Source organism: Arthrobacter sp. NPDC093128 (assembly GCF_040683875.1).
In the GTDB taxonomy this organism is placed as follows: Bacteria; Actinomycetota; Actinomycetes; order Actinomycetales; family Micrococcaceae; genus Arthrobacter.
The window spans coordinates 148,092-163,185 of record NZ_JBFBEY010000011.1; the positions used below are offsets into that span (position 1 = coordinate 148,092).

18 protein-coding genes are annotated in these 15,094 nt (G+C 67.0%); 12 read left to right on the top strand and 6 right to left on the bottom strand.

Annotated features, from left to right (window positions below; translation table 11 throughout):
• Window positions 1-53 precede the first annotated feature (53 nt).
• Both AB0N24_RS14730 and AB0N24_RS14735 read left to right on the top strand, forming a co-directional pair.
• Window positions 54-344: a sigma factor-like helix-turn-helix DNA-binding protein gene (locus AB0N24_RS14730; protein WP_364125529.1), complete on the top strand. Its 291-nt coding sequence runs from the start codon at window positions 54-56 to the stop codon at window positions 342-344.
• A complete protein-coding gene (locus AB0N24_RS14735) occupies window positions 310-1,305 on the top strand; it encodes a CU044_5270 family protein (RefSeq protein ID WP_364125531.1) in 996 nt (331 codons plus the stop codon). The genes AB0N24_RS14730 and AB0N24_RS14735 overlap by 35 nt, the downstream gene beginning before the upstream one ends.
• A 137-nt stretch (window positions 1,306-1,442) precedes the next feature.
• Here AB0N24_RS14735 and AB0N24_RS14740 read toward each other — a convergent pair whose 3' ends face one another.
• The gene (locus AB0N24_RS14740) at window positions 1,443-1,967 is read right to left on the bottom strand and encodes an adenylyl-sulfate kinase (RefSeq protein ID WP_364125703.1); all 525 of its coding nucleotides are present in this window, start codon (window positions 1,965-1,967) and stop codon (window positions 1,443-1,445) included.
• A 43-nt stretch (window positions 1,968-2,010) separates the two neighbouring features.
• On the opposite strand from AB0N24_RS14740, the gene AB0N24_RS14745 reads away from it, so the two are divergent.
• From AB0N24_RS14745 to AB0N24_RS14765, 5 genes are all read left to right on the top strand, one after another.
• Window positions 2,011-2,205: a nucleotidyltransferase family protein gene (locus tag AB0N24_RS14745; RefSeq protein ID WP_364125534.1), complete on the top strand. Its 195-nt coding sequence runs from the start codon at window positions 2,011-2,013 to the stop codon at window positions 2,203-2,205.
• Window positions 2,126-2,380, top strand: coding sequence for a nucleotidyltransferase family protein (locus AB0N24_RS14750; protein WP_364125537.1), 255 nt, complete (start codon window positions 2,126-2,128; stop codon window positions 2,378-2,380). The genes AB0N24_RS14745 and AB0N24_RS14750 overlap by 80 nt, the downstream gene beginning before the upstream one ends.
• Before the next feature lie 576 nt (window positions 2,381-2,956).
• The gene (locus AB0N24_RS14755; RefSeq protein ID WP_364125540.1) at window positions 2,957-4,330 is read left to right on the top strand and encodes an MFS transporter; all 1,374 of its coding nucleotides are present in this window, start codon (window positions 2,957-2,959) and stop codon (window positions 4,328-4,330) included.
• Window positions 4,327-5,130 carry a putative hydro-lyase gene (locus AB0N24_RS14760; RefSeq protein WP_364125542.1) on the top strand — a complete coding sequence of 268 codons (804 nt, stop codon included), beginning with the start codon at window positions 4,327-4,329 and terminating at the stop codon, window positions 5,128-5,130. The genes AB0N24_RS14755 and AB0N24_RS14760 overlap by 4 nt, the downstream gene beginning before the upstream one ends.
• Window positions 5,127-5,390 carry a hypothetical protein gene (locus AB0N24_RS14765; RefSeq protein WP_364125545.1) on the top strand — a complete coding sequence of 88 codons (264 nt, stop codon included), beginning with the start codon at window positions 5,127-5,129 and terminating at the stop codon, window positions 5,388-5,390. Before AB0N24_RS14760 ends, AB0N24_RS14765 begins: the two co-directional genes overlap by 4 nt.
• 70 nt (window positions 5,391-5,460) lie before the next feature.
• Here the strand turns inward: AB0N24_RS14765 and AB0N24_RS14770 are convergent, their stop codons facing one another.
• Window positions 5,461-6,033, bottom strand: coding sequence for an MOSC domain-containing protein (locus AB0N24_RS14770; RefSeq protein WP_364125548.1), 573 nt, complete (start codon window positions 6,031-6,033; stop codon window positions 5,461-5,463).
• A 135-nt stretch (window positions 6,034-6,168) separates the two neighbouring features.
• Here AB0N24_RS14770 and AB0N24_RS14775 point away from each other — a divergent pair, with 135 nt between their 5' ends.
• The gene (locus AB0N24_RS14775) at window positions 6,169-6,606 is read left to right on the top strand and encodes a rhodanese-like domain-containing protein (protein WP_364125550.1); all 438 of its coding nucleotides are present in this window, start codon (window positions 6,169-6,171) and stop codon (window positions 6,604-6,606) included.
• 116 nt (window positions 6,607-6,722) lie between these two features.
• Here AB0N24_RS14775 and AB0N24_RS14780 read toward each other — a convergent pair whose 3' ends face one another.
• The 3 genes from AB0N24_RS14780 to AB0N24_RS14790 are packed head-to-tail and all read right to left on the bottom strand — an operon-like array spanning window position 6,723 to window position 8,897.
• Entirely contained in the window at window positions 6,723-7,127 is a 405-nt protein-coding gene (locus tag AB0N24_RS14780) for a Rid family hydrolase (RefSeq protein ID WP_364125553.1), read from the bottom strand.
• Window positions 7,124-7,870, bottom strand: a complete 747-nt coding sequence (locus AB0N24_RS14785) for an IclR family transcriptional regulator (protein WP_364125706.1) — start codon at window positions 7,868-7,870, stop codon at window positions 7,124-7,126. Before AB0N24_RS14785 ends, AB0N24_RS14780 begins: the two co-directional genes overlap by 4 nt.
• A 19-nt stretch (window positions 7,871-7,889) precedes the next feature.
• On the bottom strand, window positions 7,890-8,897 hold the full coding sequence (locus tag AB0N24_RS14790) for a sugar kinase (protein WP_364125556.1): 1,008 nt from the start codon (window positions 8,895-8,897) through the stop codon (window positions 7,890-7,892).
• Window positions 8,898-9,146: 249 nt separating this feature from the next.
• On the opposite strand from AB0N24_RS14790, the gene AB0N24_RS14795 reads away from it, so the two are divergent.
• The 4 genes from AB0N24_RS14795 to AB0N24_RS14810 are packed head-to-tail and all read left to right on the top strand — an operon-like array spanning window position 9,147 to window position 14,205.
• Window positions 9,147-10,496, top strand: coding sequence for an amino acid deaminase (locus AB0N24_RS14795; RefSeq protein ID WP_364125558.1), 1,350 nt, complete (start codon window positions 9,147-9,149; stop codon window positions 10,494-10,496).
• 10 nt (window positions 10,497-10,506) lie between these two features.
• Window positions 10,507-12,168: a D-aminoacylase gene (locus tag AB0N24_RS14800; protein ID WP_364125560.1), complete on the top strand. Its 1,662-nt coding sequence runs from the start codon at window positions 10,507-10,509 to the stop codon at window positions 12,166-12,168.
• Window positions 12,158-12,793 (top strand): bifunctional 4-hydroxy-2-oxoglutarate aldolase/2-dehydro-3-deoxy-phosphogluconate aldolase, encoded by a 636-nt coding sequence (locus AB0N24_RS14805; protein WP_214949226.1) that lies wholly within the window; start codon window positions 12,158-12,160, stop codon window positions 12,791-12,793. Before AB0N24_RS14800 ends, AB0N24_RS14805 begins: the two co-directional genes overlap by 11 nt.
• A 23-nt stretch (window positions 12,794-12,816) precedes the next feature.
• Window positions 12,817-14,205 carry a gluconate:H+ symporter gene (locus AB0N24_RS14810; RefSeq protein ID WP_364125562.1) on the top strand — a complete coding sequence of 463 codons (1,389 nt, stop codon included), beginning with the start codon at window positions 12,817-12,819 and terminating at the stop codon, window positions 14,203-14,205.
• 99 nt (window positions 14,206-14,304) lie between these two features.
• Here AB0N24_RS14810 and AB0N24_RS14815 read toward each other — a convergent pair whose 3' ends face one another.
• Entirely contained in the window at window positions 14,305-15,054 is a 750-nt protein-coding gene (locus AB0N24_RS14815; protein ID WP_364125564.1) for an ABC transporter permease, read from the bottom strand.
• Between the last annotated feature and the right edge of the window lie 40 nt (window positions 15,055-15,094).

The window sequence follows — 15,094 nt, forward strand, 5'->3', positions numbered from 1 at the left end:
GCGTCAGCCATCTATAGGTACGCCGCCAAAAGCTGCTTCACGGGAAGCCGCGGGTGACGATTCGGACCGGATCGCCGCTCAAGTGGACGCCACTTGCGACCACCGGGCGCATCGCCCGCACGCTCAAGAGCCTGGCTGCCATCGATCGCGAAACACTACTGCTCTACGCCTGGGCAGACCTGACCTACGAAGGCGTCGCCCTGGCCATGGAGGTTCCCGTGGGAACTGTGAGGTCCCGCTTGAACCGGGCGCGCCGGACTCTGCGAACCCAGCTCAACCTCGAAATACTTGACGAAACGGAGAACGATCATGGACGACTTGCAGCTGCTCCGCGAAATGCGTAGCGACATCGGCTCCGCACCGCAGGCCACGCTGGCCCGAGGCCGTGAAGAAGTCATGGCGAAGATCAGCCCGGCTTTGGTCTCTGGGGCAACGACAGCACATGCCAACGCCACGGTCAGTCCAATCCGGTTCCGGCGCCGCGTGGTCATGGCCTCAGCAGCCGCAGCTTTTCTGGTGGGCGTCATCGTGGCCGCTGATGTCGTCCTGCCCAACCGTCCGGGAGCAACTGCAGAAGCCGCACAGGTGCTGAACAACGCCGCTGCAGCAACCATCCAAACCTCCGACCCGATGGTAGGCCCCGGCCAATACCTGAAGGTCGAGACAACGGAGCTCACCGGGTCAGGCGCGCAAGCCGCGGACGGAAGTGATGTGAACTGGCAGGAAACGACCGGCGGCCAGGTCTATGTTCCGGCAGACCGTGAGGGCGAATGGGTGTGGAACCGTGAAGAGCGTGTCCCCCTGGAGTCCTCCAGTGAAGCCGCCAAGGCTCTGGCAACCGAGTTAAAGCAACGGCGTGCAGCATCACCGCAGCCGGAAGGGACGCCCCTGCCGGTCGGGATTCAGCGTGCCCCCGGAGGTGCCTTCTACGGGAATGAGCCAACCGTCATTATTGGCACGCCCCTCAAGGACGCGGACAGCCTGCCCAGGGATCCACGGGCTCTGCTGGACATCATCTACGAACGGACGAAGGGCTCCGGGAAGTCTCCAGAAATGGAGGCATTCGTGGCGATCGCGGACGGCCTGCGCACCGGAGTCGTCCCTGCCGACCTGCGCGCTGCCCTGTACAAAGCCGCCGCGCTCATCACCGGCATCACCGTCCTGGACAAACAGGCCACAGTTGACGGCAGAACGGGCATCGCCATCGGCATCCCCTCCCCGGATGGAGGGTCCCGGCAGGAAATCATCATCGATCCCGCCTCGGGTCTGGTAATCGGGGAAAGGGCCGTCCTGCAGCGGGATTAACCTGATGCCCTTGCAGGAACCGTCGTGTCCTGGACGTCGGTGCGGACATCCGTGGTGAACTCCGCTCCCTAGGCGGCTCCGCCAACAATCAGGGTCACCTCTATCCGACTGTGAACTTCCAGGCCGTGACGATTTTCCTAGTCGGCCGGGTTGGCGGTCCAGCCGGTGAGCGGCAGGAGGCCAGCGGCAATGGCCTGGACGCTGCGGTTGTCCGTCGGGTATCGATGGACCCACCGCGGCGTTCGGAGCTCCAGGTCCCTGGCCGCCGCAACACTGCGGTCAAGATGTTCCTGAAAGTCACTCCCCTGGATGCGCCCGCGTAGCCGGTCTGAGGATGTCTCATCGGTGGCGGTCAGCAGAACAGCGGTAATGCGGGGTTCGTCGCCCATGGCTGCCGCCAATTCCTGGGTGAACCGGACGCTGACCGTGTTCGTGTAGATCATCCGCCGGTAGCCAAGGTCCCGGTAGTTCGCCCAGATCGCGGCCAGGTTCCGCTCGGCAAGGTGGTGCTCCCATGGTTGGGGAAAGGCCAGATCGAGGCTGTCCCCTTCGATCACGCAGTGTTTGATGTTCAGGGCGGCGAGCTGGGCGTGGAGTTCAAACGCCACGGAGCTCTTTCCGACGCCCGACCGGCCGCCGATGAAAAGAACCTCACTCTGCATGTTCACCCCTCGAGTATTGCCTAGGCTGGGGCACGATTGGCTGGTGACTTCCGATGATGAGCGACTCTTTCTGACCTATGTCCAAAGGAATCCGATCAACCGGCAGATCCTTCAGTTGGCGCCGGCGCTGGGTGTTTCGGACTGGTGGCTGACAGCAGGTGCACTGTTCCAGACCGTCTGGAACGTTCTGGACGGCAGAGACCCCGGATCCGGCATCCGCGACTACGATCTGTTCTGACGGACACGGCGGCGTTACAACGTACGCACCGCACGGTTACGGCGACCTCTTCGGCCGGAACGTGGTGCCCAACCCTGTCCTTGCCCCCAGGGAGGTGTACTTGAGCAAGACCCTGCGGTGGAGCACGGAGTGGCCCTCACTCAATATCCACCCCTGGCCCGCGGCCAACGTTTAGGGACGGCACCTTCGGCCCGCTTGCCAGATGGCCGCGGCGTTGGTGGCAGCGATCGGGGCCATGCCTTAAACGGGTGGTGCTCAGATTTTGTGCGGCGCCTTCGCGGGGCCGGCAGCCGGCGTGCCGGCGGCCCCGGATTTCGGCCCACCGGCAGCGGAGACCCGCATGGAGCGTCCGCTGGTTTCCGGCAGTGGCCTTTTCCGACGAGCTCGGGGTCTCCCGCAACACTGTCGCGAGGCATTGGCCGAACTCGTGAGCGAGCGCCTGGTTGTCCGCGAGCCCAACCGCGGCGTCTTCGTTGCGAAGTAGCGCTTCCCGCCTCAAATCCGGCAACTGCCGCGACGACTGAATCACCCTTGACCCCTTGACGGTGTGATCTACGTCGCGTAAATTGTTCAACAGTTCGGATTGTTCAACGATCCAACGATTGCTCGCAGAGTCGACTTCCGCAGCCCGTCACGGTAGCCGCACAAGCCCGAATGCCCCGACCTGCAACGCCGCAGGCCCGGACAGAAAAGACGTACAACACCATCCGCCCCCACCCGGATGACATTCACACTCTTTATGGAGGTACAAATGGCCACTCCATCAGTAATGGCCCCCGCCGACCCGAAACCCTTTGTAGGGCGCAAGGGCATGTACAAGGCATTCGCGGCCAGCCTGACCGGAACCGCGCTGGAGTTCTACGACTTCGCCGTCTACTCCGCCGCGGCTGCGATCGTTTTCCCGCTCATCTTCTTCCCGGCCTCGGACCCTGTCACGGGCACCCTGCTGGCCTTCTCCACCTACGCAGTCGGTTACATATCCCGGCCCGTCGGCGGCATCATCTTCGGCCGGCTCGGGGACGAGATCGGCCGCAAGAAGATCCTGGTCGTCACGCTGATGCTGATCGGCGTCGCCACGTTCCTGATCGGCCTGCTGCCCACGTATGACAACATCGGCGTCATCGCCCCCGCCATCCTCGTTTTCCTCCGCTTCGCCCAGGGTGTTGGCGTCGGCGGCGAATGGGGCGGCGCGGTCCTGCTCTCCAGCGAATTCGGCGACCCGAATAAGCGCGGATTCTGGGCCTCTGCCGCGCAGATCGGCCCGCCCGCCGGCAACCTGATGGCCAACGGTGCACTCGCGGTCCTCACCCTGACCCTGTCCGAAGAGGACTTCCTGAGCTTCGGCTGGCGCATCGCCTTCCTGATCTCCGCGTTGCTGGTGGCCTTCGGCCTCTGGATCCGGCTCAAGCTCGAAGACACTCCCATCTTCAAGGCCATGGAAGCCCGGGGCGACAAGCCCAAGGCCCCCATCCGCGAAGTGCTGGCCACCCAGCGCCGGCCCCTCATCGCCGCCATGCTCAGCCGCATTGGCCCGGACGTTCTCTACGCCATGTGCACCGTCTTCACGCTCACCTACGGCATCCAGGAGCTCGGCTTCGACCGCGGCCAGGTTCTCGTCGCCGTCCTGATCGGGTCAGCCCTCCAGCTCTTCACCATGCCGCTCGCCGGCGCCATCTCCGACCGCATTAACCGCCGCCTGGTCTACGCCATCGCCGCAGTCGGCGCCGCCGTCTGGGCCTACCTGTTCTTCATCATCCTCGAAGGACGGTCCCCGGTCATGCTGATCGTGGGCATCGTGCTGGGCCTGCTCTGCCACTCGTTTATGTACGGACCCCAGGCAGCGTTCGTCGTCGAGCAGTTCTCGCCGCGGCTCCGCTCCACCGGCAGCTCCCTGGCCTACACGTTCGCCGGAATCATCGGCGGCGCCATCGCTCCGTTCATGTTCACCCTCCTGCTGAGCACCTACGACAGCTGGGTCCCGGTGGCCATCTACCTCAGCGTCGCCTGCCTCCTGACCCTCGTGGGCCTGGCCCTGGGCCGCGACTCCAACGTTGCCGAGGACGAGGAGTACCTGCAGTCTTCAACCGAGCCGGCCACCGAAGTTGTTGAGAGCGGGACCCGATGAGCCAGGCCAACGCACTCCTGGCACCCTCCGATGCGCGCCTGAAGTTCCGCAACGGCCTGGTCACCCCCACCTCCGGATGGAGCGACGGCTACACCCAGGCGAACCTGATAGCGGTGACGGCCGACTACGCCGACGAATTCATCGAATTCTGCCGGCTCAATCCCAAAGCCTGCCCCGTCATCGACATCATCCCGGCAGGAAAGTACGAGAGCGTCCTCGCCGCAGGGTCCGACATCCGCAGTGACATCCCCGCCTACCGGGTGTGGGTGGACGGCGAACTTGCCGACGAAGTCACGGACGTCTCAGCGGTCTGGCGTGACGACATGACGGCCGTCCTCATCGGCTGCAGCTTCACCTTCGAGGCCGCGCTTGCCAGTGCGGGCGTGCCGCTCCGGCATACCGAAACCGGCCGGAACGTCCCGATGTACCGCACGAACCTCGAGTGCACTCCCGCAGGGCGAATCCACGGCCCGATGGTGGTTTCCATGCGCCCGATGCCGCCCGAGCTGGTCGATACGGCCATCAGGGTGACGTCGGAAGTGCCGAAGGTCCACGGGGGCCCGGTTCACGTCGGATCGCCCGGGGACCTCGGCATTGCCGACATCAACCGCCCCGACTTCGGCGATGCAGTGGAGATCCGGCCGGGGGAAGTGCCGGTTTTCTGGGCCTGCGGGGTGACGCCGCAGAGCGCGGTGATGGCATCGAGGCCCTCCTTCGCCATCAGCCACGCCCCCGGCTACATGTTCATCACTGATGTTCCCGAAAGCACGTACCGGGAACCGGCAGGAGCGTCATCGTGAAGAAGAGACTTCCCGTGGCCGAGAAACGGGCACGCAGGATCATCAACCTTTCGGCACCGCGGCGGCAGGCCACCGGCACCCACTGTGAACTGACCGGAGTCTGGCAGAGCCCGGCGGGAGCGAGCCTCTCGCTGTATGAGGGGCAGCTCTTCCCGAGCGATGCCGGCCGGCCCTGCGTCTGGACGTACGCGGGCCAACCGGCGAGCAAAGCCGATGCCGGAGAAGCCCGGTGGGCAGCCCCGGAGCGTCACCGACTGTAGGGCAGCAAACGGCGAGCGGACGACGGCGGGACTTCCCGCCGTCGTCCGCTTCCTGACGCGTGGAGGACTGTCAGGGCAGCCGCGACGGACGCAACAGTGTGGGCGTGCCGGCACTTTCGGGGTCGAGGGGCACGGGGCTGATCAGTACGGCGGGCCCGCGGTGCAGGATGCCGTCCGAGAGCGGCTGGCACCGCACGCCGCCCCGCCCGCGCATCGCTTTGTGGGCGCCCGGGGCCAGCATCTCATCCATCCAGGCGCAGGGGTGGGCTGGCCTGCCGGCCCGGAACCGCACGAGGTCCCCGCGCGATTCCAGCGCGAACTGCCCGCCCAGCAGCGGGGCCAGGTGGGCGCCCCGGAGGACCACGTTCCGCCGCGTCAGCAGCGGGTCAAAGGGGCCGGTCCCAAGCTCGGCGGCCATCGCTTCGAGGGCCTCGACCGCGATCAGCGTGACTGCTGCATCCATGTGCGCGGCCTTGCCGAAGAACCGGTCGCCCACAATGCCCTTGCCGGCCACCAGTTCAACGTGCTCGGCGTCCATGGTGGGGACGTCGGCCGCTCCCTCGCGGGCGCGGCCGAAATAGGCGTGCGCCGGAGACACGAGCAGATGAAGGACCTCAACGTCGTACCTGTAACTTGCCGTCATGGCTCAAAACTATCCTCCATCGCAGGTGCCGGCACAGCGCGGGCACGAAGCGTTGCCCCCAAGGGCGGACCGAACACCGGGACTACGATGGGTTCCTGGCCAGGAACGGGGCACCCACACCGGATAGGGACACGGATGACTACTGAACGCACCGACAGCGGGGCCGCGCATAATGCCGCGGCGGCGTACTTCCGCGCCAAGCTCAGGTTCGAGATCGATGTCATGGACGTTGCCGAGAACCTCGCGGCCGCGGGATTCGTGCTCGTCGACACCAGGCGGCGGGCGTCCTGGGACCACGGCCATATCCCCGGGGCCGTGCACCTGCCTACCGCCGACGTCCCGTCCCGCGCCCCTGAACTGATCCCCGCCGGCACCGGCGTGGTGGTCTATTCCTGGGGGCCGGGCTGCAACGGCAGCACGTTCGCCGCCCTGGCGTTCGCTGAGCTGGGCTATCCCGTGCGGGAAATGATCGGCGGCATCGAGTACTGGGCACGGAACGGCCTGCCGGTGGAGACGGCCGACGGCGTCACTCCAGGGAAGCCGGACGTGCTGGTCACGGCGCACACGCTGTAGCTGGCGGTCCCGCTCCTTCTCGGAGCGGCCTGGCTCTTTGCGTGACCACAACACCCGGAAAACGCACGACGGCGGCACTCACCCGAGTGCCGCCGTCGAACCTTAACCGCTGGGGACTACGCCGTCACAGCCAGGGCGTCGATCTCCACGAGCATGACCTCGTGGGGGAGGTCAACGAACACCGTGGTGCGGCCGGGAAGGGCTCCACTGGGGACGTTTTCCTTGATGAACTCGCCGTAGACCTCGTTCATGGCGGCGAAGTCGTCGCGGGTAGTGAGGTAAACGCGGAACATCAGCACGTCCTCCACGGAGGAGCCGCCGGCTTCCAGGATGGCCTTGATGTTTTCCAGGGTGCGGCGGGTCTGGACGCGGACGTCGCCCTCGCCGATGTACTGGTTGGTGGCGGGGTCCATGGGGCCCTGGCCGGAGACCTGGAAGAAGCCGCCCTTCCGGATGCCCTGGGAGAATACGTGCGCCGGGGCGGGAGCGTTTTCGGTCAGTACTACGGTCTTTTCACTCATGCTGAGTTCCTTTCGTGGCTGATCCAGCCGAGGTCCTTCGAGATGGCCTCGGTGCTGGCTTTGAGGTCGGGCAGCAGCTCCAGCAATCCTTCATAGCTGAGCATCACCACCGGTACCGAACAAGAGGCTGCGGCAACAACGGCGCCGCTGGCGTCGCGAATGGGGGTCGCGATGCAGTGCACGAACGCTTCGTGCTCGGCGTTGTCGTGGGCCCAGCCCTGGATCCTGACCTGCTCCAGTTCGGCCAGCAGGGCTTCCGGCGAGGTCAGGGTGTTGTCGGTAACTTTGACGTAGTCCAGGCCCGCGGCGATCTTTTCCTGCCGGCTGCGCGGCATGTCGGCGAGGAGGACTTTCGCCACAGCGGCCGAGTGCAGCGATGCAGTCAGGCCGATGCGCGAATACATGCGGACAGGGTGGTGCGATTCGAACTTGTCGATGTACACCACCTCGTTGCCTTCGAAGGCCGCAAGATGCACGGTGTGCCCGGTGCGGCCGTTCAGTTCGGCCAGATGCTGGTGGGCCACCTTGCGGATGTCCCGCTGCTCCAGCGCGAGCGAAGACAGTTCAAACAGTTTGGAGCCAAGCATGAAGCGCTGGTCCTCGCCCCGGACCACAAAACGCTTTTCTTCCATGGCGTGCAGCAGGCGCATCACCGTGGTCTTGTGCACGGACGCCTTGGCAGCGAGCTCGTCCAGGGTGGCGGGTTTGGCGGCGAGTTCAGCGAGCAGGTCGATGGCCCGCATCAGGCTCTGGCTCAAGGTGTCACGCTCCGGTTCTGGTGTTGAAGTGACCGTCGGCAACGCGGATGGCGGCCCACTCGGCGTCGGTCGACGCAAGGATTGCGGCCAGCTGCGCGGCCTTGGGGAGCGGGCCGCGGTCACCGTGGACGGTGAGGGTGCAGGCTGCCGCTACGTGCCCCCTGCGGAGGCTTGCCTTCTGGTCCAAGCCGAAGAGCATGCCGCTCAGGTAGCCGGCAGCGAAGGAATCCCCGGCGCCTACCGGTTCGACAACGTCCACGGACAGCGCCGGGACCTCGTCGCGGCTGCCGTTCCGGTTCAGCGCAATCGCGCTGATTGCCTCGTTCTTGATCACCAGGACGTCAGGGTCCGGGAGGAGCCTGCGGAGTTCCGCCTCGTCCGTGGTGCCGAACGCTTGCTCGGCTTCGTCCTTGCCAACAAGGACGACGTCGGCCAGGTTGGCCATCCGTCGAAGCACCGAGCGGTCCCGGCCGGCCCAGAGGGCGGCCCGCCAGTTGACGTCGAAGCTGATGGTCCGTCCGTTCCGCGGGGCGGTCAGGACGGCCTCGATGAGTTCCAGGCACTCGGGGGAGAGAGCGGCGGTGATTCCGCTGAGGTGGATCAGGGCCGCGCTTTCCAGCAGGCCGGCGACTACCGGATTCGCGAGCGTTTCGCGTCCCATGGCCGACGCAGCGCTGCCTTGCCGGTAGTACAGGACCGAGCTGCCGCCGTCGGGATCTGATTCCTGGGCGGGGACCTTCACGTAGAGGCCGGTGGGCAGGGCGGGGTCAACTTCGACGCCGGCCACTCCCACGCCGTGCCCGCTCAGCTCGTTGAGGATACGCGTGCCGAAACCGTCCCGGCCGACGCGTCCCACCCAGTGCGAGTCCAGGCCCATGGCTGCGAACCCCATGGCAACGTTCGACTCGGCACCACCGATCCCGCAGTGGAGCTCCGTGGCCTGGTGCAGCGGTACGGCCTGTACCGGGGTAAGCATGGCCATCGTCTCGCCAACACATACAGCTGACAGCATGTAACTCCCGCACTCCCTCTTGCGCTTTTCAGCGGCACTCGGACGCCGCGGTACTGAGGATTCCGCGGCGGATAAACCGGCTCTGCGGGCACGCCGCGGCCTTGACTCTCAATCCTGCACCATGTTAGACATATCACCAGCAGCTTTGCAACCAGCGTTGCAAAATACGCAACGCAATGGCGGTGTACCCATCGCCGAAACCCACAACGCAGCTCCAACAACGCAGCGCACCGTGAAGGGAATGAACCCGTGAATACTTCCGCGTACGGCGCCGAGGCACCGGCTGAGGCCATTTCGGCGGCCGCCGTGGGCCGCCTCGATGACGTCCGGCTCGACTGGCGGCACAAGGCCGTGCCCGCCACCGCCAACGGGACAACCCACGCCGGGTTCGTCGCGGCGGGCCACAGCCTGGCTGACCTGCAGACCCCGCTGCTTACGCTCGATGCCCGGGCCCTGGGCGGCAACGCGGACCGGCTCGCCTCGTGGTGCAAGGAGCACGGCGTGCTGCTGGCCCCGCACGGAAAAACCACCATGGCACCCCAGCTGTGGACCGAACAGCTCAACCGCGGCGCCTGGGGCATCACGCTCGCCAACTTCGCCCAGCTCCGGGTGGCCCGCGAGTTCGGCGTCCGCCGCCTGCAGCTCGCCAACAGCCTCACGGACCCGCACGCCATCGAGTGGGTGGCCAACACCGCCACCGAAGACGCGCCCATCCTGTCCTGGGTGGACTCCGTGGACACCGTGGAGGTCATCGGCCGCACCCTGGCGGCCGCCGGAAGCGGGGCTGTCCTGGATGTCCTTGTGGAACTTGGCGGAACCGGCGGCCGGACGGGTGCCCGCGGCGTGGACGCCGCCCTGGACGTGGCCCGCGCCGTCTCGGCGTCGCCGCACCTGCGGCTGGTGGGCGTCAGCGGCTACGAAGGATCGCTGGCCCACACCGCGGACCAGGCCAGCCTCGCCGCCGTCCGCGGCTACCTCGGCCGCATGCGCCAGCTCCATGAGGAACTGCTCGACGGCGGCCTGTACGGGTCCGACGCCGTCATCCTCACCGCCGGCGGCAGCGCCTACTTCGACGACGTCGTCTCCGTCCTTTCGCCCTGCATCACTGCCGGCGACAGGCCAGGCGACCCTGGGAACGGCCCCCGCGTGGAACTCATGATCCGCAGCGGCGCGTACATCATCCACGACGACGGCTTCTACCGCGGCATCTCGCCGTTTTCCCGCGACGGAGGCGAACCCTTCCGTGCCGGAATGCACGGCTGGGCGCGTGTTGTCTCGCAGCCTGAACCCGGCCTTGCAATCCTCGACGCCGGCAAACGGGACCTCCCCGTCGACGAAGGACTGCCGCGCCCCCAGCTGATCGGACCCGCCCTCGGCGGCCCCATGGAACCGCTCGCCGGCGCCGAAATCACCGCCGTCAACGACCAGCACTGCTTCATGACGTTCGACGCCGGAACCACCTCGGTGCGGCCCGGCGACGTGGTCCGGCTGGGCCTGTCCCACCCGTGCACCGCGCTCGACAAATGGACCCTCATCCCGGTCCTGGCGGACACCGACGGCGACCGGACCGTCGTCGACCTCATCCACACCTTCTTCTAGGACACATGCCATGAAGACCCTCATCAGCAACGCCGTCCTGGTGGACGGAACCGGAGCGGACCGCCGCCCGGCGGACGTCCTGCTGGACGGCCCGGTAATTGCCGCCGTCGCCGACGCCGGAACCCTCACCGCCGCCGGAACCGGCGCCGACCGCACGATCGACGCCACCGGCCTGGTCCTGAGCCCCGGCTTCATCGACATGCACGCCCACTCGGACCTTCAACTGCTGGTCAACAAGGACCACTACGCCAAGCTCAGCCAGGGCGTCACCACGGAACTGCTGGGCCAGGACGGACTGTCCTACGCACCGGTGGATGACGCCACGCTGGCCGGGGTCCGCGAGAAGATTGCCGGCTGGAACGACAACCCCGCGGACTTCGACTGGAACTGGCGGACAGTGGGCGAGTACCTCGACCGGCTGGACCGCAAAGACAGCGGCGGCGGCAGGATCGCCACCAACGCCGCCTACCTCGTCCCACAGGGAACCGTCCGCGCCATGGTGATGGGCTTCGCTGAAGGCGACCCCACGCCCGGGCAGCAGGAGCGGATGCAGGAGGTGGTCCGCACCGCCATGGAGGAAGGCGCCGTGGGAATGTCCTCCGGGCTGACCTACACGCCGGGAATGTATGCCCGCACCGAGGAACTCGCCGGGCTCTGCCGGACGGTGGGGGAGCTGGGCGGCTTCTACGCACCGCACCACCGCTCCTACGGCAAGGGCGCGCTGGGCGCCTACGCCGAAATGATCGGCCTGAGCCGGGATACCGGCTGTGCGCTGCACCTGTCCCACGCCACCATGAATTTCGCCGAGAACAAAGGCCGCGCCGGCGAACTGCTGGACCTGATCGACGCAGCCCTCGACGACGGCGTGGACATCACCCTGGACACGTACCCTTACCTACCCGGAGCCACTACGCTCTCCGCCATCCTCCCCAGCTGGGCGTCGTCCGGTGGCACCGGGGCCACCCTGAATCGCCTGGCCCATCCGGAAACCCGCGCGAAGATCCGCGAAAGCGTGGAGATCTACGGTTCCGACGGCTGCCACGGGGTGGTGGCCGAATGGGACACCCTGGAAATCAGCGGCGTCCAGAACCCGGCGCTCGCCGGGAATGTGGGCAAGACGATCGCGGGCATCGCCGCTGAAACGGGTGCAGAGCCCTTCGACGTTTTTGTCCGGATCCTCACCGAGGACCGCCTCGGGACCGGCATCCTGCAGCATGTTGGCCACGAGGAAAACGTCCAGGCCATCATGAAGCACCGCACGCACACCGGCGGCAGCGACGGGCTCCTGGTCGGAGCCAAGCCGCACCCGCGGGCCTGGGGCACGTTCCCGCGCTACCTCGGCCACTACTCCCGGGACCTCGGCCTGCTCAGCCTTGAGGAAACGGTTCACCATCTGAGCGGCAGGCCGGCGGCGCGGCTCAAGCTTGACCGCCGCGGCCTGGTCCGCGAGGGCTTCGCAGCCGACGTGGTCCTCTTCGATCCGGAAACCGTCCGGGACGAAGCCACCTTTGAGCACCCGCGCCGGGCCGCCGCCGGCATCCACTACGTCTTCGTCAACGGCGCGGCAGCCATCGACGGCGGCCAACCGACCGGCGTCCGCGCCGGCCGTGCCCTGCGCCGCAGCAGCGACGGACTCACCCGAGAAGGAAAGCAACCCACCCATGACTCCTGAAGAATTCGTCCGGCAGCTTGAAGCCGACCGCACCCTCGCCGTCGTCCGCGCCGCGTCCATCCCGGACGCCGCGGACCTCTGCCGGGCACTGGCCGGCGGCGGCATCCGCACCGTCGAACTGACCTTCACCACGCCGGATGTGCTGACCCACGTCCGGCGCGCGGCGGACACGGCCGCGGAGCACGGTGCCGCCGTCGGAATCGGCACGGTGATGACTGCGGACCAGGCACGGGCGGCGATCGACGCCGGGGCGCAGTTCCTGGTGACGCCCGGGCTCCGCCCGGAGGTCGCCAAAGTCGCCGCCGACGCCGGCATCCCCTTCAGCCTGGGCGCCATGACCCCCACCGAGGTGGCGCAGGCGCTGGATCTGGGCTCCGCCGCCGTCAAGATTTTCCCCGCCCGGCAGCTCGGCCCGGTGTACCTGAAGGACCTGCAGGGCCCCTACCCGGGCATCCGGCTGCTGCCTTCCGGAGGCATTGACGCCTCCAACGCCAAAAGCTACCTCGACGCCGGTGCCGCCGCAGTCTGCTGCGGCACCAGCGTGGTCCCGCCCGCAGCAGTGGCTGCCGGCAACTGGGCAGACATCGCGGCACGTGCCGTCGCCTTCACCGGCACCCTCAAGTAGGACTTACCGAGAAAGACACGTCCATGAATGAATTCCTGAACTGGCTCCGGCACGACACCGCCGGCCTGCTCCTCCTGGCAGGCGCGGGCATCGCCCTCCTGCTGTTCCTGATCATCAAGCTCAAGCTCGAGCCGTTCATCGCCCTGGTGGGAACCGGCGTGATCGTGGCCCTGGTGGGCGGGATCTCGGTGGAGGCGCTGGTCGGCTCGGCCACCAAGAGCAGCGACGCCCTCATTGAAAAGGGCTTCGCCGGCATCCTCGGCCACATCACGGTGATCATCGGCCTCGGCACGGTGCTCGGCGCCATCCTTGAGCGATCCGGCGGCGCGGAAGTGCTGCTGGGCAGGCTCGTGAAGATCTTCGGCGAGAAGGGCACTCCGCTCGCCATGGGCATCACCGGCTTCGTGCTGGGCATCCCGGTGTTCTTCGACATCGGCATCTTCGTCCTGGCGCCGCTGGTGTACGTCGCGGCCATCCGCGGCGGCAAGTCCCTCGCCCTGTACGCCCTTCCTTTGCTGGCAGGCCTGTCCGTGACGCACGCCTTCCTGCCGCCGCACCCCGGCCCCGTTGCTGCCGCCGGCCTGTTCCACGTTGACCTCGGCTGGATCATCCTCATGGGCCTGATCTGCGGTATTCCGGCCTGGTTCGCCTCCGGCATCCTGTGGGGCACCTGGATCGGCAAGCGCGTAATGGTCAATGTTCCCGAGGACCGGATCGTCCCCGAGGCTGAGGAAGCCAAGGGCCACGAACCGTCCATCGGGCTGGTGTTGCTGGCCATCGGCCTGCCGATGCTGCTCATCCTCGGTGGCACCTTCGGCAACATCTTCGCTCCCGCAGGCCCGGTGCGTGACGCACTGACGTTCTTCGGCAACCCGGCGATCGCACTGACCGTTGCCGTGCTGCTGGCCATGTGGCTCCTGGGCATCCGCCGCGGCATGACGCCGGACGAGCTGAGCGAAATCACCGGTTCATCCCTGCGCCCGGTGGGCATGATCCTGCTGGTGGTCGGCGCCGGTGCATTCTTCGGCGCGGTCCTGTCCGCCACGGGCGTTGGCAAGGCGGTAGCGGATTCGCTGGCCCAGGCCGGGCTGCCGATCATCCTTTCCGCCTTTGTCATCAGCGCGGGCATGCGCATCGCCCAGGGCTCCGCCACCGTGGCGATCGTGACCACGGGCGGCATCCTGGCACCCAGCCTGGCCTCCGGCTTCTCCCAGCCTCAGCTTGCCCTGATCGTGGTGGCCATTTCGTCCGGCTCCATCATTGCCAGCCACGTCAACGACGGCGGCTTCTGGATCATCTCCAAGTACTTCAACATGTCCGTCAAGGACACCCTGAAGACCTGGACCGTGCTGGAAACCGTGCTGTCCGTGGTGGGCTTCGCCATGGCGGCACTGCTCTACCAGTTCGTCTAGGCCTCCCGGCCGCCAAAGCAGAGCGGACGACGGCGGGAACTTCCCGCCGTCGTCCGCTCCCTTTTGGCGTTGTACTGCCAGGGCGCGTAGCTCGGGGGGTCAGTGCGGCCGGTCGGGGCGGACGCGGACGGGCGCCAGGGCGGCGATGGTTATGACAGCGGTGATGGAGCCTGCGGACATGATCGCGGCCAGGACAATGATCTGGAAGCGCCCGGCTTCCAACGGCGAGATGCCTCCGAAGATGGCGCCCACGAAGGCGCCCGGCAATGTGACCAGCCCTGTCGTCTTCGTCTGGTCGGTGCTGGGAATCAGGGCCGAGTAGACGGCGGCGCGGGCCAGCTCCCGGGTTGACTGCCGCGGCGTGGCCCCGAGGGCGAGCCAGCCCTCCACCTCCTCCCAGCGGTCGTTCACGGATTCCGCAAACCGCAGGCCGGCCAGGGTGGCGATGGTCATCGCGTTGCCGATGACTATGCCGCCGATCGCCAGGGCATAGCGCGGTGTGAACGGGATGGCTCCTGTCACGAAAATGATGGCCAGAGTGGCTGCGATGCCGGCGGCCATGGAGGCGCTGACGAGTCCGAGGCGCCTCCAGCTCCAACCGATCCGCCGCGCGGCAGTTGCTGCCGCCACGGTGAACATGGTCAGCAGCGCGGCCGCGACGAAGACGGGGCTGGTGATGACGCCGCTCAGAACAAAGCTGATCACGGCAAGCTGTGCCGCTCCGCGCAGGATTGCAAGGGCCGGTGCGGAACTGTGCGGCGCTTTGAACCCCCGGAGGACCGTCACCGTCAGGGCCAGAAGAAGGGCGACGCAGAGCAGGGTGGGAACGAACGCGCCCAACTCGGTCATGCTGCCAGCCTAGCGGCGGGAGACAACAAAGGACGACGAC